22 protein-coding genes and 1 riboswitch are annotated in these 23,360 nt (G+C 65.2%); of the genes, 17 read left to right on the top strand and 5 right to left on the bottom strand.

Annotation, left to right across the window (positions count from 1 at the left end):
- The first annotated feature begins 15 nt into the window (after positions 1-15).
- Complete coding sequence (locus OKW28_RS41390) at positions 16-1,677, top strand: GMC family oxidoreductase (RefSeq protein WP_429454002.1); 1,662 nt, start codon at positions 16-18, stop codon at positions 1,675-1,677.
- 59 nt (positions 1,678-1,736) lie between these two features.
- On the opposite strand, the gene OKW28_RS41395 is transcribed toward OKW28_RS41390, so the two are convergent.
- Positions 1,737-2,705 (bottom strand): LysR substrate-binding domain-containing protein, encoded by a 969-nt coding sequence (locus OKW28_RS41395; RefSeq protein ID WP_429454004.1) that lies wholly within the window; start codon positions 2,703-2,705, stop codon positions 1,737-1,739.
- Positions 2,706-2,817: 112 nt separating this feature from the next.
- Here OKW28_RS41395 and OKW28_RS41400 point away from each other — a divergent pair, with 112 nt between their 5' ends.
- From OKW28_RS41400 to OKW28_RS41460, 13 genes are all read left to right on the top strand, one after another.
- The gene (locus tag OKW28_RS41400) at positions 2,818-3,309 is read left to right on the top strand and encodes a CidA/LrgA family protein (RefSeq protein ID WP_429454006.1); all 492 of its coding nucleotides are present in this window, start codon (positions 2,818-2,820) and stop codon (positions 3,307-3,309) included.
- On the top strand, positions 3,306-4,031 hold the full coding sequence (locus OKW28_RS41405; RefSeq protein ID WP_429454008.1) for an LrgB family protein: 726 nt from the start codon (positions 3,306-3,308) through the stop codon (positions 4,029-4,031). Before OKW28_RS41400 ends, OKW28_RS41405 begins: the two co-directional genes overlap by 4 nt.
- 65 nt (positions 4,032-4,096) lie before the next feature.
- A riboswitch (S-adenosyl-L-homocysteine riboswitch) is annotated at positions 4,097-4,231 on the top strand.
- 33 nt (positions 4,232-4,264) lie between these two features.
- Positions 4,265-5,683: an adenosylhomocysteinase gene (ahcY, locus tag OKW28_RS41410; protein ID WP_429454010.1), complete on the top strand. Its 1,419-nt coding sequence runs from the start codon at positions 4,265-4,267 to the stop codon at positions 5,681-5,683.
- A gap of 173 nt (positions 5,684-5,856) precedes the next feature.
- Entirely contained in the window at positions 5,857-6,210 is a 354-nt protein-coding gene (locus OKW28_RS41415) for a phage holin family protein (RefSeq protein WP_090805530.1), read from the top strand.
- 10 nt (positions 6,211-6,220) lie between these two features.
- Positions 6,221-7,051 (top strand): methylenetetrahydrofolate reductase [NAD(P)H], encoded by an 831-nt coding sequence (gene metF / locus OKW28_RS41420; RefSeq protein WP_429454012.1) that lies wholly within the window; start codon positions 6,221-6,223, stop codon positions 7,049-7,051.
- A gap of 158 nt (positions 7,052-7,209) precedes the next feature.
- Complete coding sequence (locus OKW28_RS41425; RefSeq protein WP_429454014.1) at positions 7,210-8,868, top strand: ABC transporter substrate-binding protein; 1,659 nt, start codon at positions 7,210-7,212, stop codon at positions 8,866-8,868.
- A 204-nt stretch (positions 8,869-9,072) separates the two neighbouring features.
- Positions 9,073-10,704: an ABC transporter substrate-binding protein gene (locus OKW28_RS41430; RefSeq protein WP_429454016.1), complete on the top strand. Its 1,632-nt coding sequence runs from the start codon at positions 9,073-9,075 to the stop codon at positions 10,702-10,704.
- Positions 10,705-10,859: 155 nt separating this feature from the next.
- Positions 10,860-11,870, top strand: coding sequence for an ABC transporter permease subunit (locus tag OKW28_RS41435; protein ID WP_429454018.1), 1,011 nt, complete (start codon positions 10,860-10,862; stop codon positions 11,868-11,870).
- Positions 11,871-11,876: 6 nt separating this feature from the next.
- Positions 11,877-12,794 (top strand): ABC transporter permease subunit, encoded by a 918-nt coding sequence (locus tag OKW28_RS41440; protein ID WP_018418726.1) that lies wholly within the window; start codon positions 11,877-11,879, stop codon positions 12,792-12,794.
- Positions 12,795-12,796: 2 nt separating this feature from the next.
- Positions 12,797-13,801: an ABC transporter ATP-binding protein gene (locus tag OKW28_RS41445; RefSeq protein ID WP_429454020.1), complete on the top strand. Its 1,005-nt coding sequence runs from the start codon at positions 12,797-12,799 to the stop codon at positions 13,799-13,801.
- The gene (locus OKW28_RS41450) at positions 13,798-14,817 is read left to right on the top strand and encodes a peptide ABC transporter ATP-binding protein (protein WP_429454022.1); all 1,020 of its coding nucleotides are present in this window, start codon (positions 13,798-13,800) and stop codon (positions 14,815-14,817) included. Before OKW28_RS41445 ends, OKW28_RS41450 begins: the two co-directional genes overlap by 4 nt.
- Positions 14,810-16,060 carry a TraB/GumN family protein gene (locus OKW28_RS41455; RefSeq protein ID WP_429454632.1) on the top strand — a complete coding sequence of 417 codons (1,251 nt, stop codon included), beginning with the start codon at positions 14,810-14,812 and terminating at the stop codon, positions 16,058-16,060. The genes OKW28_RS41450 and OKW28_RS41455 overlap by 8 nt, the downstream gene beginning before the upstream one ends.
- A complete protein-coding gene (locus OKW28_RS41460) occupies positions 16,057-16,362 on the top strand; it encodes a hypothetical protein (RefSeq protein ID WP_429454024.1) in 306 nt (101 codons plus the stop codon). Before OKW28_RS41455 ends, OKW28_RS41460 begins: the two co-directional genes overlap by 4 nt.
- Before the next feature lie 119 nt (positions 16,363-16,481).
- On the opposite strand, the gene pxpA is transcribed toward OKW28_RS41460, so the two are convergent.
- The 3 genes from pxpA to pxpB are packed head-to-tail and all read right to left on the bottom strand — an operon-like array spanning position 16,482 to position 18,957.
- Complete coding sequence (gene pxpA, locus OKW28_RS41465; RefSeq protein WP_429454026.1) at positions 16,482-17,234, bottom strand: 5-oxoprolinase subunit PxpA; 753 nt, start codon at positions 17,232-17,234, stop codon at positions 16,482-16,484.
- Between the two features lie 20 nt (positions 17,235-17,254).
- Positions 17,255-18,307, bottom strand: coding sequence for a biotin-dependent carboxyltransferase family protein (locus OKW28_RS41470; RefSeq protein ID WP_429454028.1), 1,053 nt, complete (start codon positions 18,305-18,307; stop codon positions 17,255-17,257).
- A complete protein-coding gene (gene pxpB / locus OKW28_RS41475) occupies positions 18,304-18,957 on the bottom strand; it encodes a 5-oxoprolinase subunit PxpB (protein WP_429454030.1) in 654 nt (217 codons plus the stop codon). The genes OKW28_RS41470 and pxpB overlap by 4 nt, the downstream gene beginning before the upstream one ends.
- A gap of 210 nt (positions 18,958-19,167) precedes the next feature.
- On the opposite strand from pxpB, the gene OKW28_RS41480 reads away from it, so the two are divergent.
- Positions 19,168-19,680: a winged helix DNA-binding protein gene (locus tag OKW28_RS41480; RefSeq protein ID WP_429454032.1), complete on the top strand. Its 513-nt coding sequence runs from the start codon at positions 19,168-19,170 to the stop codon at positions 19,678-19,680.
- Between the two features lie 51 nt (positions 19,681-19,731).
- Here the strand turns inward: OKW28_RS41480 and OKW28_RS41485 are convergent, their stop codons facing one another.
- Positions 19,732-20,274, bottom strand: a complete 543-nt coding sequence (locus tag OKW28_RS41485) for a 5-formyltetrahydrofolate cyclo-ligase (RefSeq protein WP_429454034.1) — start codon at positions 20,272-20,274, stop codon at positions 19,732-19,734.
- Positions 20,275-20,351: 77 nt separating this feature from the next.
- Here OKW28_RS41485 and OKW28_RS41490 point away from each other — a divergent pair, with 77 nt between their 5' ends.
- Both OKW28_RS41490 and OKW28_RS41495 read left to right on the top strand, forming a co-directional pair.
- Positions 20,352-22,319, top strand: a complete 1,968-nt coding sequence (locus tag OKW28_RS41490) for a transglycosylase SLT domain-containing protein (RefSeq protein ID WP_429454036.1) — start codon at positions 20,352-20,354, stop codon at positions 22,317-22,319.
- An 82-nt stretch (positions 22,320-22,401) separates the two neighbouring features.
- Positions 22,402-23,355 carry a complex I NDUFA9 subunit family protein gene (locus tag OKW28_RS41495; protein WP_429454038.1) on the top strand — a complete coding sequence of 318 codons (954 nt, stop codon included), beginning with the start codon at positions 22,402-22,404 and terminating at the stop codon, positions 23,353-23,355.
- Positions 23,356-23,360: the final 5 nt, after the last annotated feature.

A 23,360-nucleotide genomic window follows, 5' to 3' on the forward strand; every position in this document is an offset into this window, starting at 1 on the left:
CATCAGGAGGAGCGCATGCAATACGACTACATCATCGTCGGTGCGGGCTCGGGCGGCTGCACGCTCGCGAGCCGTCTCGCGGATAGCTGTCCCGACGCGACCATCGCGCTGATCGAGGCCGGGCCGCATACCGAGCGCAATCTGTTGGTGAACATGCCGGTCGGCGTCGCGGCCGTGGTGCCGAATAGACTGAAGACCAACTACGGCTACCTGACCACGCCGCAGCCGGGGCTCGCCGGTCGCCAGGGCTATCAGCCGCGCGGACGCGGTTTCGGCGGATCGAGCGCGATCAACGCGATGATCTACACGCGCGGCCATCCGCTCGATTACGACGAGTGGGCGCGGCTCGGCTGCGACGGCTGGTCGTGGGCCGAGGTGCTGCCGTATTTTCGCCGCGCCGAAGACAACGAGCGCGGCGCCGATGCGTGGCATGGCGAGGCCGGTCCGCTGACCGTGTCCGATCTGCGCTTCAGGAATCCGTTTTCCAGGCGCTTCGTGCAGGCCGCGCTCGAAGCGGGCTACAAAGCGAACGACGACTTCAACGGCGCGGATCAGGAAGGCATCGGCTTCTATCAGGTCACACAACGTGACGGGCGCCGTTGCAGCGTCGCGCGCGCGTACATCTACGACCGGCCGCGCGCGAATCTGCACACGATGGCCGACGCGACCGTGCTGCGCGTCGTGTTCGACGGCAAGCGCGCGAGCGGCGTCGAAATCGTGCGCGGCGGCCGCGCCGAAACGCTCGCGGCGCGCGCCGAGGTCGTGCTCGCCGCTGGGGCGTTCAACTCGCCGCAACTGTTGATGTGCTCGGGCATCGGGCCGGCCGCGCATCTGCGCTCGCTCGGCATCGACGTGCTTCACGATGCGCCCGAGGTCGGCCAGAACCTGATCGATCACATCGATTTCACGATCAACAAGCGCGTGAGGTCGATCGAGCCCACCGGTTTCTCGGTGCGCGGCATCGCGCGGATGCTGCCGCAATTCGTGACCTTCATGCGACACGGGCGCGGCATGCTGTCGAGCAACGTCGCCGAGGCGGGCGGTTTTCTGAAGAGCCGGCCGACGCTCGCGCGGCCCGATCTGCAACTGCATTTCTGCGCGGCGATCGTCGACGATCACAACCGCCATATGCACTGGGGCCACGGCTATTCGCTGCATGTATGTGTGCTGCGTCCGCATAGCCGCGGCACCGTGACGCTCGCAAGCGCCGATGCGCGTGTCGCGCCGCTGATCGATCCGCGCTTTCTGAGCGATGCGCACGATCTCGATCTGCTCGTCGAGGGCGCGAAGATGGCGCGGCGCATTCTCGGCGCGCCGTCGCTCGCGCTGCACGGCGGCGAGGAGTTGTACACGCGGCCAGGGCAATCGGATGCGGAGCTGCGCCAGACGATCGCCGAGCGCGCGGACACGATCTATCACCCGGTCGCGACCTGCCGGATGGGCGGCGACGCGCGCTCGGTCGTCGATCCGCAATTGCGCGTGCGCGGCGTGACGGGGTTGAGGATCGTCGATGCGTCGGTCATGCCGACCCTGATCGGCGGCAACACCAATTCGCCGACGGTGATGATCGGCGAACGGGCGGCGGAGTTGATCGCGACGAGCCGGCGAGACGGAGCGGGGAGGTCGGCGACGGTGACGCCCCCGAACTCAGGTGACATGCCCGCGCAGGCGGTTTGATCGCCGTTTGCAAGGAGGTCGGCAAACGCGAGCGGCGTAACGCGGCTGGCCGCCGCCCGTCACTCGCCTGAGGGTGCCGGAGCTCCTTGCGGCGCTGCGATTCCGTTAAAGCCGATCCCCGGTCCGAGGATGAAATCGTCGCTGACGTGTGTCGGCAGCGTTTCGCGCGCGACGTCGAGCCACGCGCGCGCCGCGTGCGACAGATAGCCGTTGCGGCGCCAGCCGATCGCCATTTCCCACGGGATCTCCGGTTCGATGACCGGGCGGCACGTGAACTGCGCGGGATCGAGCCGCCGGCAATAGGGCGCGGGCAGCAGGGCGATGCCGACGCCAGCCAGCACCAGCGCCGCCATGAAGTCCCAATGCCCGCTGCGTCCGACGATCGCGGGCGCAAATCCCGCCGCGCGGCACGCGTTCAGCACGACGTCGTTCAGCGCGAGGCTTTCGCCGTAAAACACGAACGGCTCATCGGCGAGTTGGGCGAGCGGCACCTCGTTCAACGCATCCCAGCGCGAGCCGGCGCGCGCGACGAGCCACAACAGCTCGCGCGACATCGGCAGCACGTCGATGTTGTCGGGGTCGACCGGCTGCAGCACACCGCCCAGTTCCAGTTCACCGTTCATCAGCGCGGCTTCGATCGCGCGCGAGCCCTGCTCGAACAGCTTCAGCTCGATCTTCGGATAGCGCTGGCGGAACGCGGCGATCGCGGGTGTGAAGAGCGCACCGCCCATCGGCGGAATGCCGATTGCCAGTTCACCGCGCCCGAGCGTGTCGAGATCGTTCAGCTCGGCCTGCAGTTGCGCGTGCGCGGCGAGCACGTCCTGGCCGCGCTGATAGACGATCCGGCCCACGTCGGTGAGAACCATCTGGCGGCCGTCGCGCAGCAGCAGCGGCGAGCCGATTTCGTCTTCCAGCGACTTGACCATCTTGCTGATGGTCGGCTGCGTGACGAACATCTGCTCAGCGGCGACGGTGAAGCTTTGCTGACGGACCACTTCGACGAAATAGCGCAGCGCGCGGAGTTCCATGGGCGTGGTCTCCAGAATTCCAGTTTGGAATGATTTCGATGATTGTAAGTCATTTTGTTTATAGCACGGCCGGCCCCATACTAAGTGCCTTCCACGCCAGCCAGGGAATGCCATGTCCGCGCCAGTTTTCGCCCGTTCCGTGCATCCCGCCGGTGACGGCTCAAGTGGGGACGCGGGTGGCTTCGGCCGTGTCGCACGCATCGCCGTGCAAAGCGCCACGATCGCGGCGCTGTGGATTGGCGCCGACTTCATCGTGCGGCGGCTGCATCTGCCGGTGCCGGGCGGCGTGGTCGGCCTCGTCGTGTTGCTCGCGCTGCTGTTCTGTGGCGGTATCGCGCCGCGCTGGGTCAAGGCCGGCGCGGACTGGCTGCTGTCCGACATGCTGCTGTTCTTCATTCCGGCGGCGGTGGCCGCCGTGCAATACGGCGGCCTGTTCCGCGCGGACGGCTGGCGCCTCGCGCTGGTGGTGATCGCCGGCACCCTGATGGTGATGGTCGCGGTGGCGTTCGCTGTCGATCAGGCCGCGCGCGTCGAACGGCGTTTCGCGCTGCGCCGCGTGCGGGTTGCGCGTAAGGCAGGCAGTCTGTCGCGCGAGCGCCGATGAACCCGCTCCCGTTCGCTTCGCTGTTGGCCGACGACGCCTCGCGCCTGATCGCGGCCGGCTGCCTCGTGCTGACGATCGCGCTGTACTTCGCGTCGAAGGCGCTGTATGCGCGCGTGCGCTCGCCGTGGCTCACGCCGATGCTGACGGTGCCGGCCGCGCTCGTCGCGATCGTCGTACTCGCGCACATTCCGTATTCGCTTTACTTCGAGGACACGCGCTGGCTGATGTGGCTGCTCGGCCCCGCGACGGTCGCGTTCGCCGTGCCGATCTACGAGTACCGCGCACTGTTGAAGCGCCACTGGATCTCGCTGTCCGTCGGCGTGACGGTGGGCATTCTGGTCGGCGTCGGCGGCTCGCTGATGCTCGCGAAGCTGCTGCACCTGTCGCCGGACTTGCAGCGCAGCCTGATGACGCGTTCGGTGTCGACGCCATTCGCGCTCGCGGTGTCCGACAGGATTCACGCGCCGAAGGACCTGACCGCGCTGTTCGTGATCGCGACCGGCGTCTGCGGCATGCTGTTCGGCGAAATCGTGCTCGCGATCGTGCCGCTGCGTACGCGGCTCGCGCGCGGCGCGCTGTTCGGTGCGGCCGCGCACGGCGTCGGCACCGCGAAGGCACGCGAGCTCGGCAGCGAGGAGGGCGTAGTGTCCAGCCTGACCATGATGATCGCCGGCGTCGCCATGGTACTGCTCGCACCGATACTGGGGCTGCTGCCAATCTGAACCAGCGCGCTGCCGCACCATCCGGCGCGCGCCGAAGTCATCTCGATTTGCTACAATCGCCGTTCGTCTTCGAGGAGCGTTGCGACGGGTACCGCGAATCCGCATTCGCCGGCCGCCCGCCAGGCTCGAAGGCTTCAATTGGCAGCATGGAATGCGCATCGCGCGAATCCAAACGCTGCCTCAAACCGCGCTCACGTCACATTTCTAGTCAATTTCTTAGAAAGGAGGGCGTGATGAACGCCGCAGTCATCGATTCCCAGAAGCAGGATTACGTTGTCGCCGACATGTCGCTCGCCGCTTGGGGCCGCAAGGAACTCACGATCGCCGAGACCGAAATGCCCGGCCTCATGCAGACCCGTGACGAGTACAAGGCGCAGCAGCCGCTGAAGGGCGCGCGCGTCGCCGGCTCGCTGCACATGACGATCCAGACCGGCGTGCTGATCGAGACGCTGACCGCGCTCGGCGCGGACGTACGCTGGGCCTCGTGCAACATCTTCTCGACTCAGGACCATGCCGCCGCCGCGATCGCGCAGGCCGGCACGCCGGTGTTCGCGTTCAAGGGCGAATCGCTCGATGAATACTGGGAGTTCTCGCACCGCATTTTCGAATGGCCGAACGGCGAGTTCGCCAACATGATCCTCGACGACGGCGGCGACGCGACGCTGCTGCTGATCCTCGGTTCGAAGGCCGAAAAAGACCGCTCGGTGATCGCCAAGCCGACCAACGAGGAAGAAGTCGCGCTGTACAAGTCGATCGCCGCGCACCTCGAGATCGACCCGACGTGGTACTCGAAGCGCCTCGCGGCAATCAAGGGCGTCACCGAAGAAACCACCACCGGCGTGCACCGTCTGTACCAGATGGAGAAGGAAGGCCGCCTGCCGTTCCCGGCCATCAACGTCAACGACTCGGTCACGAAGTCGAAGTTCGACAACCTGTATGGCTGCCGCGAGTCGCTCGTCGACGGCATCAAGCGCGCGACCGACGTGATGATCGCGGGCAAGATCGCGGTCGTGGCCGGTTACGGCGACGTGGGCAAGGGCTGCGCGCAATCGCTGCGCGGTCTGGGCGCGACCGTGTGGGTCACCGAAATCGATCCGATCTGCGCGCTGCAAGCGGCGATGGAAGGCTACCGCGTCGTGACGATGGAATACGCGGCCGACAAGGCCGACATCTTCGTGACCGCGACCGGCAACTACCACGTGATCAACCACGATCACATGAAGGCGATGCGTCATAACGCGATCGTCTGCAACATCGGCCACTTCGACTCGGAAATCGACGTCGCGTCGACCCGTCAGTACCAGTGGGAAAACATCAAGCCGCAAGTCGACCACATCATTTTCCCTGACGGCAAGCGCGTGATCCTGCTGGCCGAAGGCCGTCTCGTGAATTTGGGCTGCGCGACGGGTCATCCGTCGTTCGTGATGTCGAACTCGTTCACGAACCAGACGCTCGCGCAGATCGAACTGTTCACGCAGGGCGCGAAGTACGAAAACAAGGTGTACGTGCTGCCGAAGCATCTCGACGAGAAGGTCGCGCGTCTGCATCTGGCGCGCATCGGCGTGAACCTGACCGTGCTGTCCGACGCGCAGGCCGGCTACATCGGCGTCGACAAGAACGGTCCGTTCAAGCCGAACCACTATCGCTATTAAGCACGCGGCCGTCCGCGGCTCGATGCGCGCGTTCGCGCGCCCGGCCACGCGGGCGGCGGTAAAAGCTTGACGGTCCGATCTCGGGGCGGCGCGCAATGCGCCGCTTTGTTCGCCAGCGCCGCTTTCCGTTTGCTGGACATCTTCTCCGCACAGGTGCTTACAAGGAGTTCTACATGACCGTGCTGCTGACCTGGCTCATCAACGCGCTCGCGCTGCTGATCATCACCTACATCGTTCCGTCGATCCATATCCGTAGTTTCGGTACCGCGCTGATCGTCGCGATCGTGCTCGGCCTCATCAATACGCTGCTGCGGCCGCTGCTGATCCTGCTGACGCTGCCCGTCACGATCCTCACGCTCGGACTCTTCATTCTGGTCGTCAATGCGCTGTGCTTCTGGCTGTGCGCGTCGCTGCTGAAGGGCTTCGAGGTGTCGGGCTTCTGGTCGGCGTTCTTCGGCTCGATCCTGTACAGCATCGTGTCGTGGCTACTGTCCGCGCTCATTTTCGGCAACCGCAGTCTCGGTTGACTTTTTGACTATGAATCCGATCGAACTCTCATTCGAATTCTTCCCGCCGAAAACGCAGGAAGGCATCGACAAACTGCGCGCGACGCGCGCGGAACTCGTGTCGCTCAAACCGAAGTTCGTGTCCGTCACGTTCGGCGCCGGCGGCTCGACCCAGCAAGGCACGCTCGATACAGTCGTCGACATGGCGAAGGAAGGGCTCGAGGCGGCGCCGCATCTGTCGTGCATCGGCTCGTCGAAGGAAAGCCTGCGCGCGATCCTGGGCGAGTACCGCGCGTACGGCATCCGCCATATCGTCGCGCTGCGCGGCGATCTGCCCTCGGGCATGGGCGCGGTCGGCGAGCTGCGCTATGCGTCGGAGCTCGTCAGCTTCATCCGTGCCGAGTTCGGCGACTGGTTCTGGATCGAGGTGGCGGGTTATCCGGAATACCATCCGCAGTCGCGCTCGCCGCGTCACGATCTCGAAAACTTCGCGCGCAAGGTGAAAGCCGGCGCGAACTCGGCGATCACGCAGTACTTCTTCAACGCGGACGCGTACTTCCGTTTCGTCGACGATGCGCGCCAGATCGGCGTCGACGTGCCGATCGTGCCCGGCATCATGCCGATCACGAACTTCTCGCAGCTGATGCGTTTCTCCGAAATGTGCGGCGCCGAAGTGCCGCGCTGGATCGCGCGCCGGCTAGAGAGCTTCGGCGACGACCGCGAGTCGATCCGCGCGTTCGGGCTCGACGTGGTGACGGCTCTGTGTCAACGGCTCCTCGACGCGAAAGTGCCGGGTCTGCACTTCTATACGCTGAACGCGGCCGCGTCGACCAAGGCGATCTGCGAACGGCTCGCCGTGTAATTGCGATGCCCGCGCGGCTGCAACGGCCGCGCGGTCCCCGCCAGTCTGGCGTGGGTCGCGAATTTGTCCCAAATAGCGTGGTAAGTCCCTGTTGAAGCTCATTTTTGGGCTGTCTATCATCGAGACGCAGCCAACCCGGCTGCTGTGCGGAGGACGATATGACAGTGACAAGAAAGACTGCGGCACACCGACTGTTCGCGCTTCACCCGTTCTGCCTGCCGGCTCTCGCCGCGCTCGCGGTCGCCACGAGCGGCCTCGTGCCCGCCGCGTCGCAGGCGGCCACGCTGCCCGACAAGACGCTGATTTTCTGCTCCGAAGGCAGCCCGGCGGGTTTCGATACCGCGCAATACACGACCAGCGTCGAATTCAGCGCCGGCTCGTACACGGTCTATAACCGGCTCGTCGAATTTGCGCACGGCAGCACGGACATCGAGCCAGGACTCGCCGAAAAGTGGGACGTGTCGCCCGACGGCCTCACCTATACGTTCCATCTGCGCCACGGCGTCAAATTCCAGACCACGTCGTACTTCAAGCCGACCCGCGAATTCAACGCGGACGACGTCGTGTTCACCTACGAGCGCATGTTCGATCCCGAGAACCCGTTCCGCAAGGCGTATCCAGTCAATTTCCCGTATTTCAACGACCTCGGTCTCGCGAAGAACATCGCCAAAATCGAGAAGGTCGATCCGTACACGGTGCGCTTCACGCTGAAGGAAGTCGACGCGCCGTTCCTGCAGCAGATCGCGATGCCGTTCGCGTCGATCCTGTCGGCTGAATACACGGATCAGCTGCTGAAGGGGGGCAAGGCGTCCGACATCAACCAGTACCCGGTCGGCACCGGTCCGTTCATCTTCCGCAGCTATACGAAGGACGACACGATCCGCTTCGACGGCAATCCCGACTACTGGAAGCCGGGCGTCGCGAAGGTCGGCAAGCTGATCTTCGCGATCACGGTCGATCCGGCCGTGCGCCTGCAAAAGCTCAAGCGCGGCGAATGCCAGGTGATGTCCTATCCGCGCCCGGCCGACATCCCCACCGTGAAGGCCGATGCGTCGCTCGCGATGCCGAGCGAAGTGGGCTTCAACCTCGGCTATATCGCGTACAACACGACCAAAAAGCCGCTCGACAACGTGCTCGTGCGCCGCGCGCTCGACATGTCGGTCAACAAGAAGGCGATCATCGAAGCGGTCTACCAGGGCGCGGGCCAACTCGCGACGAACCCGATGCCGCCGACGCAATGGGGTTACGACAAGAACCTGAAGGACGCGCCCTACGACGTCGACAAAGCGAAAGCGCTCCTGAAGCAGGCGGGCTACCCCGACGGCTTCGAGCTGACGCTATGGGCGATGCCGGTACAGCGCCCGTATAACCCGAATGCACGCCTGATGGCCGAAATGCTGCAGGCGGACTGGGCGAAGATCGGCGTCAAGGTCAACATCGCCACTTACGAGTGGGGCGAGTACATTCGCCGCGCGCACGCCGGCGAGCATCAGGCGATGCTGATCGGCTGGACGGGTGACTACGGCGACCCTGACAACTGGCTCGGCGTGTTGCTCGGCTGCGACGCGGTCAACGGCAGCAACTTCTCGAAGTGGTGCTACAAGCCTTACGACGATCTGATCAAGCAGGGCCGCAGCACCACCAACATGGCCGATCGCACCAAGGCCTATACCCAGGCGCAGGAGATCTTCAAGGACCAGGTGCCGTTCACGCCGATCGCGCATTCGACCGTCTATCAGCCGATCAGCAAGAACGTGACGGGCTTCAAGATCGATCCGTTCGGGCCGACGCAATTCCTGGAGGTTGGGGTGAAATAAGCGGGCGCGGCGCGCTTTTTGTGCCGCATTCGTCGCCGGGCGGCTCGAATGGGCCCGCCCGGCCCGTGACAAAACCGTGGCAAAACGTTTGCACGAAATGTTTCCTATCGTCAACAGAGGGATTTTGCTCCGCTTGGTAGCCGGCCCAAGCTCAAGTAATATCCCGCTACGCCGGCGCAAGCCGGCCCCGAACCTGGAGGAAACATGAAGCAAAACAATCTGTTGCGCGTCGCGCGTAGGTCCACGCTCGTCGCTGCCGCAGCGGCATCCCTGCTTGGCGTCACGAGCGCGCAGGCCGCTGGGATCCCGAACAAAACCCTCGTTTACTGCTCGGAAGGCAGTCCCGCGGGTTTCGATCCGGCCCAATACACGACGGGCGTCGACTTCACGGCCAACACGTTCACCGTCTATAACCGCCTCGTCGAGTTCGAACGCGGCGGCACCAAGGTCGAGCCCGGCCTCGCGGAGAAGTGGGACGTGTCGCCCGATGGCAAGACCTACACGTTCCATCTGCGTCATGGCGTGAAGTTCCAGACCACCTCGTTCTTCAAGCCGACGCGCGAATTCAACGCGGACGACGTGGTCTTCTCGTTCCAGCGCATGCTCGACCCGAACCAGCCGTTTCGCAAGGCGTATCCGGTGCAGTTCCCGTACTTCACCGACATGGGCCTCGACAAGCTGATCACGAGCGTCGAGAAAGTCGACCCGTACACGGTCAAGTTCACGCTGAAGGAAGTCAACGCGCCGTTCATCCAGAATCTGGCGATGGAATACGCGTCGATCCTGTCGGCTGAATATGCGGATCAACTGCTCAAGGCAGGCAAGGCCGCCGACATCAATCAGTTCCCGGTGGGCACCGGCCCGTTCATCTTCCGCAGCTACACGAAGGACGCGACGATCCGCTTCGACGGCAACCCGGACTACTGGAAGCCGGACGCGGTGAAGATCTCGAAGCTGATCTTCTCGATCACGCCGGATGCCGGCGTGCGCGTGCAGAAGATCAAGCGCGACGAATGCCAGGTGATGAGCTATCCGCGCCCGGCTGACATCGCGCCGCTGAAGGCCGAGCCGAACATCGACATGCCGTCGCAACCGGGCTTCAACCTCGGCTATCTCGCGTACAACGTGACGCACAAGCCGGTCGACAAGCTCGAAGTGCGCCAGGCGCTCGACATGGCGATCAACAAGAAGGCGATCATCGACTCGGTCTACCAGGGCGCGGGCCAGCTCGCGACGAACCCGATGCCGCCGACGCAATGGTCGTTCGTCAAGAACCTGCCGGCCGCCTCGTACGATCCGGCCAAGGCGAAGGATCTGCTCGCGAAGGCGGGCTACCCGAACGGTTTCGACCTCACGCTGTGGGCAATGCCGGTGCAGCGCGCGTACAACCCGAACGCGCGTCTGATGGCGGAAATGATCCAGGCGGACTGGGCGAAGATCGGCGTGAAGGCGAAGATCGTCACGTACGAGTGGGGTGAGTACATCAAGCGCGCGCACGCGGGCGAAGACGACACGATGCTGATCGGCTGGACCGGCGACAACGGCGATCCGGACAACTGGCTCGGCACGCTGCTCGGCTGCGAGGCGATCAACGGCAACAACTTCTCGAAGTGGTGCTACAAGCCGTTCGACGATCTGATCCAGAAGGGCCGCACGACTTCGGACGTGGCGACGCGCACGAAGATCTACGGCGACGCGCAGCATATTTTCGCGCAGCAACTGCCGTTCTCGCCGATCGCGCACTCGACCGTCTATCAGCCGGTCAGCAAGAAGGTGGTCGACATGCGCATCGAACCGCTCGGCTACGCGCGCTTCGACGGCGTCAGCATCAAGTAATCGTAAAGTTCGCACAGTAGGCCGCAATACAGTACGCCGCAACACAGTACACTTTTCGCACGGTTAGAAAACTGGTCGAAATGGTCCGGCGACCGGGGTCACGAGCCCTCGTCGCCGGTTGCGTTTTTTCATCACCAGTACCATGGGAGCGAACCATGTTCCGCTTCGTTTTGCGCCGCATCGGCATGGTGATACCGACGTTCATCGGCATCACGATCCTCGCGTTCGCGCTGATCCACCTGATCCCGGGCGACCCCATCGAAGTGATGATGGGCGAGCGCGGCGTCGATCCGGCCATGCATGCGGCCGCGATGCACCGCCTCGGGCTCGACGAGCCCTTGCCAATGCAGTACTTTCACTACATCGTCCGTGCCGTGCACGGCAACCTCGGCACGTCGATCATCACCAACACGAGCGTGATGGGCGAATTCCTCGCGCGCTTTCCCGCCACCGTCGAACTGTCGCTCTGCGCGATGCTGTTCGCGCTGATCATCGGCCTGCCGGCGGGCGTGTTCGCGGCGCTCAGGCGCGGCACGGTGATCGATCACGGCGTGATGGGCACCGCCCTGACCGGCTACTCGATGCCGATCTTCTGGTGGGGCTTGATCCTCATCATGGTGTTCTCGGTCAAGCTCGGCTTGACGCCGGTGTCGGGCCGCATCGCGGTCGAATACGACATTCCGCACGTGACCGGCTTCATGCTGATCGACTCGCTGATGTCCACCGACGAAGGCGCGTTCAAATCCGCACTCAGTCACCTGATCCTGCCCGCGATCGTGCTCGGCACGATTCCGCTCGCGGTCGTCGCGCGCATGACGCGCTCGTCGATGCTCGAAGTGCTGCGCGAGGACTACATCCGCACCGCGCGCGCGAAGGGGCTGTCGCCGGGACGCGTGATCGTCGTGCATGCGCTGCGCAATGCGCTGATTCCGGTCGTCACCGTGATCGGCCTGCAGGTCGGCACACTGCTTGCGGGCGCGGTGCTGACCGAAACGTTGTTTTCATGGCCGGGCATCGGCAAGTGGCTGATCGACGCGATCGGCCGGCGCGATTATCCGGTCGTGCAGGGCGGTATCCTGTTGATCGCCACGCTGGTGATTGTCGTGAACCTCGTCGTCGATCTGCTGTACGGCGTGCTCAACCCGCGCATCCGCCATACGAGGTAAATCACAATGGCTGATATCCAAAACACCGTCCCCCAAGCGGTTACCCCGCCGAGCGGCCGCGCCATCGCGGCACGCGAATTCTGGGCCAACTTCTCGCGCAACCGCGGTGCGGTCGGCGCGGGCATCATCGTGCTGGTGCTGGTCTTCATCGCGATCTTCGCGCCGCTGATCGCGCCGCACAGCCCGATCGAGCAATACCGCGACTCCGTGAAGATCCCGCCGGCGTGGCTCGACGGCGGCAACTGGAAGTTCATTCTCGGCACCGACGAAGCGGGCCGCGACATCCTTTCGCGTCTGATGTACGGCGCGCGGCTGTCGTTCTGGATCGGCTTCGTCTCGGTGGTCCTCGCGCTGATTCCGGGCGTTGTGCTCGGCCTCGTCGCCGCGTTCTTCGAGAAATGGGCCGACACGCCGATCATGCGCATCATGGACGTGCTGCTCGCGCTGCCGTCGCTGCTGCTCGCGGTCGCGGTGGTCGCGATCATCGGTCCGGGTCTCGTCAACACGATGCTCGCGATCGCGATCGTCGCGCTGCCCGGCTATGTGCGTCTGACGCGCGCGTCCGCCCAGGGCGAGTTGCAGAAGGAGTATGTGACCGCTTCGCGCGTCGCGGGTGCGAGCACGTTGCGGCTGATGTTCTCGCAGGTGCTGCCGAACTGCACCGCGCCGCTGATCGTGCAGGCAACTCTTGGCTTTTCGTCGGCGATTCTCGATGCCGCCGCGCTCGGCTTCCTCGGCCTCGGCGTGCAGCCGCCGTCGGCGGAGTGGGGCGCGATGCTCGCGTCGGCGCGCGATTACATCGACAGCGCATGGTGGATCGTCACGATGCCCGGTCTGTCCATCCTGATCTCGGTGCTCGCGATCAACCTGCTCGGCGACGGGCTGCGCGACGCGCTCGACCCCAAACTGAAACGGATGGCCTGATCATGAGCAATCTACTGACCATCCGCAATCTCGCGGTCAACTTCGGCGGCCTGCCCGCGGTCGACCGCATCAATCTCGACGTCGCGCCGGGCGAAGTGGTCGGCGTGGTGGGCGAATCGGGCTCGGGCAAGAGCGTGACGATGATGGCGCTGATGGGCCTGATCGACGCGCCCGGCAAGGTCTCCGCCGACGAAATCACGTTCGACGGCAAGAACCTGCTGAAGGCCTCCGCGAAGCAACGCCGCAAGATCATCGGCAAGGACATCGCGATGGTGTTCCAGGACGCGCTGACGAGCCTGAACCCGAGCTACACGGTCGGCTATCAGATCAAGGAAGTGCTGAAGCTGCACGAGGGCCTGCGCGGCAGCGCGCTAGACAAACGCGCGCTCGAACTGCTCGATCAGGTCGGCATTCCGGACGCGAAGAACCGTATCGGCTCGTTTCCGCATCAGATGTCGGGCGGCATGAACCAGCGCGTGATGATCGCGATGGCGATTGCCTGCAACCCGAAGCTGCTGATCGCCGATGAGCCGACCACCGCGCTCGACGTGACGATCCAGGCGCAGATCATGGAATTGCTGATGCGCCTGCAGAAGGAACGCGGCATGGCGCTCGTGCTGATTTCGCACGATCTGGCCGTGGTGTCCGAGGTCGCGCAGCGCGTCGCCGTGATGTATGCGGGCGAGGTGATCGAGACGAACAAGGTGCCGGAGATCTTCGCCGCGCCTCATCATCCGTACACGGAGGCGCTGTTGGCCGCGATTCCCGAGCACAACGTGGGCGCGGTGCGGCTCGCGGCGCTGCCGGGCATGGTGCCGGGCCGCGACGACCGGCCCAAGGGGTGCCTGTTCGCGCCGCGCTGCAAGTACGTGGTCGACGACTGCATGAAGGCCCGCCCCGCGCTCGCGCCGCTGCCCGCGCACACCGAGCTCACGCGCGTGCGTTGCATCAAGCCGCTGAACCTCGAGAAGGACGCCAACGTCCACACGCAAGGAGGCGCCCGATGAGCGCAGTACCCGAAACCCGTCGCCAGTCGGATCGTACTGGCGATCACGTGCTCGTCGCCGACCAGCTCGCGCGCTACTACACGGTCAAGCGCGGCATGTTCGCGCACGGCACGGTGAAGGCGCTGAACGGCGTGTCGTTCGCGCTCGACCGCGGCAAGACGCTGGCGGTAGTCGGCGAGTCCGGCTGCGGCAAGTCGACGCTCGCGCGTCAGCTGACGATGATCGAAACGCCGAGCGCGGGCCGCCTGCTGATCGACGGCGAGGACGTGGCCGGCGCGAATCACGAGAAGATCGCGGCGCTCAGGCGCCGCGTGCAGATGGTGTTCCAGAACCCGTTTGCGTCGCTCAATCCGCGCAAGACCGTCGAGCAGACGCTCGGCGAACCACTCGCGATCAACACGCAGATGAGCGCGACCGAGCGCGCCGAGCGCATCGCGCAGATGATGCGCACGGTCGGCCTGCGGCCCGAGCACGCGAAGCGCTATCCGCACATGTTCTCCGGCGGCCAGCGTCAACGTGTGGCGATCGCGCGCGCGATGATCCTCGATCCGCAGATCGTGGTCGCCGACGAACCGGTCTCGGCGCTCGACGTCTCGATCCAGGCGCAGATCCTGAACCTGTTCATGGACCTGCAGGACGAGTTCAAGACGAGCTACGTGTTCATCTCGCACAACCTGTCGGTGGTCGAGCATATCGCCGACGACGTGATGGTCATGTACTTCGGCGGCGTCGCTGAACTCGGCGACAAGCAGAGCATCTTCTCGAAGCCGCGTCATCCGTACACGCGCGCGCTGATGTCGGCGACCCCGTCGATCTTCGAGGCCGACCGCACGATCAAGATCAAGCTGCAAGGCGAAATGCCGTCGCCGCTGAATCCGCCGTCGGGCTGCACGTTCCATCAGCGCTGCCCGTACGTGATCGACCGCTGCCGCAGCGAGGAGCCGAAGCTGCGAGAAGTGGATGGCCGCCTGGTCTCCTGTCACCGCGCTGAAGAGGTGGGGGACGTGGATGCCTGATGTGGTGGCGGCGCGTCGTCTTGCGCGCCGCTTGTGTGAGGGCGGCTGGATAGCCGCCTTTGCGCGGCGCCGCGGGGCGCGTGCGCTGGGAGGCGCCGCGCCCTGCGGCGCATTTGCTGGAAGGTTCGCCGGCAAGTTTTTTCGCACGTTTCTCTGCGCGTTCGTTCATGCGCTCGCGCGCGCCTTTTTCTCCGTATTTCTTCCCGCGTCGCTGTCCGCTTTATTTCGCGCAGGCTGCGCGCTGTCGGTCGGCGCGGCCGTACCCTGCATCGCTCACGCGGCCGGCGCGGCGGCCAAGGCGCCAGCCCAGGCGGCCCGTCCTGCCGTCACGGTGCCAAGCCCGCCACCGCCGTCAATTGCGCCGCCCCCGGTCCCCGGCACCACCGCGAGCGGCCCGGTGCGCCAGCAACCGGCGCACATGCCGTTCTATGTCGCGACGCGTGGCAGTACGACGATCTACGTGCTCGGCACGCTGCACGTCGGCGATCCCGTCGACTATCCGGCGGGGCGGCCGTTCCGCGCGCCGATCCTCGCGGCGCTCGCCGCATCGCAGACGCTCGCGCTCGAATTGTCGCCCGACGAGTTGCTGGTGTCGCAGGACGACGTGTCGAAGTACGGCGTATGCAAGCACGACTGCCTGCCGGGTCTGCTGCCCGAGCCGCTGTGGCACAAGCTCGCGTTGCGGCTGCGCGGCAACCCGGCCGCGCTCGATGCGATCAAGAAGATGCGGCCGTGGCTCGCGTCGCTGGTGGTCGAGACCTACGACTCGCTGTCCGCGGGGCTGCAAACCGAGTACGGCACCGAAGCGCAATTGCAGAACGTCTATCTGAAGACGCGCGGCAAGATCGTCGGACTCGAAACGCTCGCGCAACAGATGCGCGCGTTCACCGGACTGTCGGCCGCGCAGCAGCGGGAGATGCTCGCGCAGGATCTGGTGCAGACGCCCGCGCAGAACGTCGAGGACGTGCACACGCTGCACCGGCTGTGGCGGGTCGGCGATGCCGATGCGATCGCCGCGTGGCAGGCTGCCAAATCGGAGAAGCTCGCGCGCGACCCGCGCGTCTCCAATTCGATCGACAACCGGATCGTCTACGAGCGCAATCGCCGCTTCGTCGCGAGGATGCTGCAACTCGCCGCGCCGAACAAGCCGCTGTTCGTCGCGATCGGCGCGCTGCATCTGGGTGGGCCAAAGGGCGTGCTGCAGCTGTTGCGGCAGCACGGCTTCGTGGTTGAGGCGGGTTGAGTCGGTTCGAGACTGCAGCCGTAGCGAAAAAGGCGCTGATTTGTATTGCGCTCGCACTGGCGCTGACGCTTCCCATCGCAGTGGGAATTGCCCGCATGCCGGGTATTGATGAATGGTTTGCGAGCGGCGCGGGCTCTGAGTTTTTTGCTCCGCTTTTCAAGGTACTGGATTCGGTTGGCGGAGAAAACAACACGGACATCATCGTCGCAACGTTGCTCGTTGTCAGTTTTCTGGTCTCGTTGATATTGGCCGTCGCTCTGTTAGCGATCGTTAGTCATTTGCGTCGGCCGCGCCATCGTTGATTGGACAGCAGCAGCTTTCGGACGACGAGGTACTGCGTCAGATGGCCAGCACCTCGTCGATTTGAAAGGAACCGCCGGATCGGATCGGCGCGCAGTGTGGACGACGGTGATGCGAACGCTCAGACGCGCGCGGCGGCCGCCGCATGCACTTCGATGCCTGCGTCGGCGAGCGCGCCGCGAATGCGTCGCGCGAACGCCAGCGCATGCGGGCCGTCGCCGTGCAGGCAGATGGTCTGCGCGTTCAACGGCACCCACTGCCCATCGACGGCTTTCACGCGATGCTCGCGGATCATCGCGAGCGTGCGCGCGAGCACTTCGTCCTCGTCGTCGAGTAGCGCGCCCGGCTCCTTGCGCGGCACGAGCGAGCCGTCCGCGCGATAGCCGCGGTCGGCGAACACTTCCTCGATCGCGGTCAGGCCCGCGTTGCGCGCGGCGCTCACGAGCCCGCTGTTGGCGAGCGCGAACACCGCGACAGACGGATCGAAATCGTGCACCGCGGAGACGATCGCGTCAGCGATCTTCGCGTCGCGTGCGGCCTGGTTGTACAGTGCGCCGTGCGGCTTCACGTGCGCGATGCGCCCGCCCTCGGCCTGCGCGATCGCCGACAGCGCGCCGAGCTGATACAGCACGCCCGCGTAGATCTCGCCCGCCGGCAGATCCATTTCCTTGCGGCCGAAATTCTCGGGATCGTTGAAGCTCGGATGCGCGCCGATCGACACGCCTTTCTGCACGGCCCAGCGCACGCAGTCGCGCATCGCGTTGGGGCTGCCCGCATGCCAGCCGCACGCGATGTTGGCCGAGCTCACGAGGTCGAGCAGCGCCTCGTCGGAGCCGCAGCCTTCGCCGAGATCGGCGTTCAGATCGATTTCCATGGGGATTCCTTTACTTAGTGTCACAGCGCCGCGAGCGCCACCCGGCGCGCGCAACGCTCTTCATGCATCGCGATCGCGGCGTCGATCTGCCGCAGATACGTGCGTTCTTCCAGCAAAGCCTGGCGCGCTTCATAGGGCGTCGTCGGGATGAAACGGACAGCACCGTTCAGGCGCACCTGCGCGAGCTTCCACAGATCGGCCTGAATCACCGCGCCGATCTTCGGATAGCCGCCGGTGGTCTGCGCGTCGCTCATCAGCACGATCGGCTGACCGTTCGGGGGCACCTGGATCGTGCCGGGCAGTACTGCGTGCGACAGCAGGTCAGTCTTGTGCGTGCGCTTCAGCTCGGTGCCGGCAAGGCGATAGCCCATGCGGTTGCTGTTCGGCGTCACGAGCCACTCGTCGGACCAGAACGACTGCTGTGCATCCGCGGTGAAGCTGTCGTATTCGGGGCCGCGCAGCACGCGGATCGGTATGGCCCACGGCATGCCCGACGGATGACGACCGCGCCGCAGCGGCTCGTTGACCAGCACGAACTTGCACCAGGCGGGCGCCTTCACGCCGAACTCGGGCGCCTCGGGCGTGAAGCCGAGGTGGCCGCGCTGCTGCGGCGCGCCGACCGGCAGACGGTCGCCGTCGTTGAGCGCGCGGCCGCCGAGTCCGCCGAAATGGCCGGCAAGGTCGGTGCTGCGCGAGCCGAGCATCGGCAGCACGTCGATGCCGCCCGCCACGCAGACATAGCCGCGCATGCCGCGCTTCGCCGCGTGCAGCACGAGCTCCTGGCCGGCCTGCACGGGCAGACTCCAAAACGAATAGACGGGTTTGCCGTCGAGCGTCGCGCCGAACTCGGTGCCGGTGATCGCGACGCGCGTCGCGCGCAAAAAGCGCAGCGCTGTCGGGCCGAAGGTGATTTCGAGGCCGGCCGCGTCGGGGCGGTTGCCGACCAGCCGGTTGCCGACTTCGAGCGACAGCCGGTCGAGCGCCCCCCCCATCGCGACGCCGAGATGCCGATAGCCGTGGCGGCCGAGGTCCTGGATCGTGGTCTGGAGACCCGCGCGGATCACGTCGATCATGCGTGCATCCCCGCGATCGTGAAGCGCACCCGGTCGCCGGGCTGCAGCAGCGTGGGCGGACGGCGCGCCGGATCGAACAGCGGCACCTCGGTGCGGCCGATCAGCTGCCAGCCGCCCGGCGACACCGCCGGATAGATGCCAGTCTGCTCGCCGCCGATGCCGACCGAGCCCGCTGGCACCTCGAGCCGCGGCGACGCGCGGCGCGGCGTGTACAGCGCGGTGTCGAGCCCACCCATATAGGCGAAGCCGGGCTGGAAGCCGAGAAAGAACACCACGTAGGTGCCGCCCGCATGATGTTCGACGACCTCGCGCGCGCTCAAGCCAGTATGTTCGGCGACCGCCTGCAGATCGGGGCCGAATGCGCCGCCGTACTGCACTGCAATCTCGACGTCGCGCCCGGGCGCGACGGCTTTGGCCGCTGCGTTCCAGGCCGTCAGCAACTGCTCGCCGAGCGCGTCGGCGTCGGTCGAGAGCGGGTCGAATACGAGCGTCAGATTGTTCATGCCGGGCACGACTTCGAGCACCTGCGGCCAGTCGCGCGCGGCTTCGGCCGCAGCCCACACGCGCTGCTGGCACTCCAGCGTGGCGGGCGGCGGCGCTTCGCAGACGAGCGCGGCATCGCCGAGGGGAAATATTCGTGGTTGGCTCATGACTGGACGGCCCGGATCGAGTCGGAGGATGAGGCGGACAGCGCGGTGCGTTGGCGCATGCCCGGCACGGAGTCGGCGACCTTTGGAGCGTACATTATCAATAAAATATCGACGATTTAGCAATAAGCATTTTTGCCACGCTCGTCGGCGGCGAGCATCGTCGTACACTTGCGACACTTTTCCAGCCCATTTTCGTCACGGGAACCTCGTATGACGCGTCATCCCACCAAGATCGTTTCGTCGGAACACCTCGTCTCCGAGAGCAGCGCGGAACTCTCGGAACTCGAATACGCGCTGATCATGGCGGGCAATGCGTTCAACCGCTGGATGGTGCGCTGCATGTCGGCGGCCGGCGACAAGGACATGACCGCGATCGAGGTGTCGCTGCTGCACCACGTGAGCCATCGCGAACGCCGCAAGAAGCTCGCGGACATCTGCTTCGTGCTGAATATCGAGGACACGCACGTCGCGACGTACGCGTTGAAAAAGCTCGTAGCTAGAGGGTACGTAAAAAGCGAAAAGACCGGCAAGGAAGTGTTCTTTTCCGCAACCGACGCGGGCCGCGAACTATGCCTGAAGTATCGCGAGGTGCGCGAAGACTGCCTGATCTCAACGCTCAAGGAAAGCGGCCTGACCAACCAGCAGATCGGCGAGGCCGCGCAGTTGATACGCAATGCGTCGGGCCTGTACGACACGGCGGCGCGCGCGGCGGCTTCGCTGTAACGACGAAGCACCGCGCAAGCGCCGGCGCGTCACACGCCGCGCATCGCGCGTTCAGCCCGGCAGCGCCGGATGAAACCCCGCCTCTGTGACGATCAGATCGAGTGGAATGTCATGCGCCTCGCGTTCCAGCGTGTCGGTGCGGCACGCTTCGTATGCGATGCCGACCGTGATCGGCTTGTGCGCCGCCGGCCAGCCGGCCAGCGTGCGGTCGTAATAGCCGCCGCCGTAGCCGAGGCGGTAGCCGTCCGAGTCGAAACCCACGCAGGGCACGAACAGCAGCTCGGGCAGCACCACGCGCCCCGAGGTGGGCTCGGCAATCTTGTGATGGCCGATTTTCATCGGCGTCGCGGGCGTCCAGGCATGGAATTCGAGCGCCATGCCACGTTCTTTAATGATTGGCAGACTGGCTTCGTGGTGCGAGTCCGCGGCAAGCCAGATCGCAATCGCCCCGCGCGCGTCGAACTCGCCGGCAAGCGGCCAGTAGAATCCCGCGCTGCGTACCGCGTAGTGCTTCAGCGCGTCGAGCATCCGACGCCCGAGCGCGGCATTCTTCGCCGGCTGGGAAGCCGCTTGCAGACGGCTTTCCAGCAACATCCGGCGCAGCGCCTTTTTCGTTGCCGGGACAGGGTTGCATGCTATGCTTGGGTCCAATTCGCGCTCCAGAAACAACGATGTCAAAACGCTTTTTTCGAGTATATCGCGCGGCCGGTATCGCGCTTGCCGCAGCGGCACTCGTGGCCTGCAGCACTGCCTCGGCCGTCAAGCCCCTTCCGATCTCGCAACTCACGAACGACGACCAGATTTTCGTCCAGCTTCGCGAAGCCTCGCGTACTAACGACGCGGCGCGCGCAGCCCAGCTCGCGAGCATGATCCCGAATTATCCGGCGCCCTCGTATCTGGAGTACTTCCAGATCAAGCCGCAGCTGTTCGATTCGACCGGCCATGCGCGCATCGACGCGCCGGACGCGCCCGTGCTCGCGTTCCTGCAGAAGTACGACGGCCAGGCGATCGCCGATCGCATGCGCAACGACTACCTGACGGTGCTCGGCACGCGTCACGACTGGCGCAACTTCGACCAGCAGTACGCGAAGTTCGTGCTCGACGACGACACTCAGGTCAAGTGCTACGCGCTCGAATCGCGCGCGTCGCGCGGCGAGAACGTCGCGGACGCGGCGCGCGCGCTGCTCGTCGAGCCGAAGTGGTACGGCGACGGCTGCGTCGATCTGATCACGGTGCTCGGCGTGAACCACCAGTTCAGCGCCGACGACATCTGGGCGCAAATTCGTCTCGCGTACGAGCAGAACTACACGAGCACCGGCAGCAAGCTCGTCGACGCGCTCGGCGACCAGCCGCCCGACCCGGTGCTGTTCAGCCAGGCGACCAATACGCCGCCGCTATTGCTCGCGCGCGGCGTCGGACCGGATGCGCAATCGCACCAGCTGGCGCTGCTCGCCATCACGCGCATGGCGCGCAACGATCCGGCCATGGCCGCTGCCACGTTCGCGTCGGTCGCGCCGTCGCTGAATTCGCCGGAGCGCGCGATCGGCTGGGGCACGATCGGCTATCAGGGCGCGCTCAAGCAGATGCCAGGCGCGGTCGACTGGTTCCGGCTGTCGGCCAACGCGCCGCTGTCGAATCCCGCGTATGAATGGCGCACACGCAGCGCGCTGCTCGCAGGCGACTGGAACATGGTGCGCTGGTCGATCGAGCAGATGCCCGAGTCGCTGCGCAAGCAATCGTCGTGGGTGTACTGGCACGCGCGCGCGCTGAAGCAGGCCGGCGACACGGCCACGGCCGATCAGGAATTCCAGTCGATCGCGTCGAACTTCAACTTCTACGGCCAGCTCGCGCTCGAAGAGCTCGGCCAGAAGATCACCGTGCCGCCAAAAACCACCGTGACCGACGCCGAAGTGCAGCAAGCCGGCACCACGCCGGGCTTCGATCTCGCGCAACGCTTCTATGGGCTGAACCTGCGGCTCGAAGGCAATCGCGAGTGGAACTGGCCGTTGCGCAACATGTCCGACCGGCAACTGCTCGCCGCCGCCGAGTACGCGCGCCGCATCGAGCTGTACGACCGCACCGTCAACACCGCGGACCGCACGAAGAGCGAGCACGATTTTTCGCTGCGCTATCTATCGCCGTTCCGCAACATCGTCGAGCAGGACGCGCAGTCGAGCGGGCTCGACGTCGAGTGGGCGTACGGGCTGATTCGCCAGGAGTCGCGCTTCATCATCAACGCGCGCTCTGACGTCGGCGCGGGCGGACTGATGCAGCTGATGCCCGCCACCGCGCAACTGGTCGCGAAGAAGATCGGTCTGGGACCGGTGTCGCGCGAGCAGATGAACGACATCAACACCAACATCCTGCTCGGCACGAACTACCTGGCGATGATCTACAATCAGTTCGACGGGTCCGCCGTGCTGGCCACCGCTGGCTACAACGCGGGTCCGGGCCGTCCGCGCAACTGGCGGCAGTCGCTGCAGCGCCCGGTCGAAGGCGCGGTCTTCGCCGAGGCGATTCCGTTTCAGGAAACTCGCGACTACGTGAAAAATGTGTTGTCCAACACGGTCTACTACGCGGCATTGTTCGAAGGCCGTCCGCAATCGCTGAAGGCGCGCCTGGGTTACATCGCACCGTAAGCGCCTTGGCGCCGCAATCTCGCTTCGAGGTTGCGGCGCGCTTCGCCAGCCGTTGCCGCGGCTTCCATCAGGGAGTCGAAAAATGCGACATCAAGCCATTGCGGTCATCGGCGGTTCAGGGTTTATCGGCAGCCACCTCGTCAACGCGCTCGTCGAGACGGGCAAGGACGTGCGCGTCGCCACACGGCGACGCTACAACGCGCGCCATCTGACCATGCTGCCGATCGACGTGCTCGAAACCGACGTGTTCGATCCGGTGCAACTCGCGCGCTTCGTCGAGGGCGCGGATTGCGTAATCAATCTCGTCGGTATCCTGAACGGCAAACGCGGCAAGCCCTATGGGCGTGAGTTCGCGCATGCGCACGTCGAGCTGCCGACGCGCATCGTCGCCGCCTGCGAAGGCAAGGGCGTGCATCGGCTGATTCATCTGAGCGCGCTAGGCGCCAATCCGAACGGCCCGAGCATGTATTCGCGCTCGAAGGCCGACGGCGAGAAAGCCGTGCATGCGGCCAACGTCGCGTGGACGATCTTCCGGCCGTCCGTCGTGTTCGGACCCGAGGACGCGTTTCTGAACAAGTTCGCGTTCCTGCAGCGCGTGTTTCCGGCCATTCCGCTCGCGATGCCGGACGCGCAGTTCCAACCGGTCTATGTCGGCGACGTCGCGAAGGCGATCGTCAACGTGCTCGATCTCGATGGCGCGAGCGGCCGCACCTACGAACTCGGCGGTCCGACCGTCTACACGCTCGAAGACCTGGTTTCGTACTGCGGCGACGTGATCGGCAAGCATGCGCGCATCATCCGTCTGCCCGAGCCGCTCGCGCGCCTGCAGGCGTTGAGCTTCGAAATGGCGCCGGGCAAACCGGTGATTTCGCGCGACAATCTCGATTCGATGAAGGTCGCCAACATTCTGAGCGGGCCGCTCGCGCCCGAGCTCGGACTCGAACCGGTCAGCATCGAAGCGATCGTGCCGACGTACCTGACCGGTGCTGCCTCGGGTTCGCGACTCGACACGTTCCGCGCCAACGCCGGGCGCTGAAGCCT

The sequence above is a fragment of the Paraburkholderia sp. 40 genome (assembly GCF_050434105.1).
Lineage (GTDB): Bacteria > Pseudomonadota > Gammaproteobacteria > Burkholderiales > Burkholderiaceae > Paraburkholderia > Paraburkholderia tuberum.

Coding starts and splice junctions, on each gene's coding strand:
- pxpA (WP_429454026.1), bottom strand. CDS start 17,234: ATGGAAATCGATCTGAACGCCGATCTCGGCGAAGGCTGCGGCTCCGAC.
- pxpB (WP_429454030.1), bottom strand. CDS start 18,957: ATGAGCCAACCACGAATATTTCCCCTCGGCGATGCCGCGCTCGTCTGC.
- OKW28_RS41425 (WP_429454014.1), top strand. CDS start 7,210: ATGACAGTGACAAGAAAGACTGCGGCACACCGACTGTTCGCGCTTCAC.
- OKW28_RS41430 (WP_429454016.1), top strand. CDS start 9,073: ATGAAGCAAAACAATCTGTTGCGCGTCGCGCGTAGGTCCACGCTCGTC.
- OKW28_RS41400 (WP_429454006.1), top strand. CDS start 2,818: ATGTCCGCGCCAGTTTTCGCCCGTTCCGTGCATCCCGCCGGTGACGGC.
- ahcY (WP_429454010.1), top strand. CDS start 4,265: ATGAACGCCGCAGTCATCGATTCCCAGAAGCAGGATTACGTTGTCGCC.
- OKW28_RS41415 (WP_090805530.1), top strand. CDS start 5,857: ATGACCGTGCTGCTGACCTGGCTCATCAACGCGCTCGCGCTGCTGATC.
- OKW28_RS41395 (WP_429454004.1), bottom strand. CDS start 2,705: ATGGAACTCCGCGCGCTGCGCTATTTCGTCGAAGTGGTCCGTCAGCAA.
- OKW28_RS41405 (WP_429454008.1), top strand. CDS start 3,306: ATGAACCCGCTCCCGTTCGCTTCGCTGTTGGCCGACGACGCCTCGCGC.
- OKW28_RS41470 (WP_429454028.1), bottom strand. CDS start 18,307: ATGATCGACGTGATCCGCGCGGGTCTCCAGACCACGATCCAGGACCTC.
- OKW28_RS41480 (WP_429454032.1), top strand. CDS start 19,168: ATGACGCGTCATCCCACCAAGATCGTTTCGTCGGAACACCTCGTCTCC.
- OKW28_RS41495 (WP_429454038.1), top strand. CDS start 22,402: ATGCGACATCAAGCCATTGCGGTCATCGGCGGTTCAGGGTTTATCGGC.
- OKW28_RS41485 (WP_429454034.1), bottom strand. CDS start 20,274: ATGTTGCTGGAAAGCCGTCTGCAAGCGGCTTCCCAGCCGGCGAAGAAT.
- OKW28_RS41435 (WP_429454018.1), top strand. CDS start 10,860: ATGTTCCGCTTCGTTTTGCGCCGCATCGGCATGGTGATACCGACGTTC.
- OKW28_RS41455 (WP_429454632.1), top strand. CDS start 14,810: ATGCCTGATGTGGTGGCGGCGCGTCGTCTTGCGCGCCGCTTGTGTGAG.
- OKW28_RS41490 (WP_429454036.1), top strand. CDS start 20,352: ATGTCAAAACGCTTTTTTCGAGTATATCGCGCGGCCGGTATCGCGCTT.
- OKW28_RS41440 (WP_018418726.1), top strand. CDS start 11,877: ATGGCTGATATCCAAAACACCGTCCCCCAAGCGGTTACCCCGCCGAGC.
- OKW28_RS41445 (WP_429454020.1), top strand. CDS start 12,797: ATGAGCAATCTACTGACCATCCGCAATCTCGCGGTCAACTTCGGCGGC.
- OKW28_RS41390 (WP_429454002.1), top strand. CDS start 16: ATGCAATACGACTACATCATCGTCGGTGCGGGCTCGGGCGGCTGCACG.
- metF (WP_429454012.1), top strand. CDS start 6,221: ATGAATCCGATCGAACTCTCATTCGAATTCTTCCCGCCGAAAACGCAG.
- OKW28_RS41450 (WP_429454022.1), top strand. CDS start 13,798: ATGAGCGCAGTACCCGAAACCCGTCGCCAGTCGGATCGTACTGGCGAT.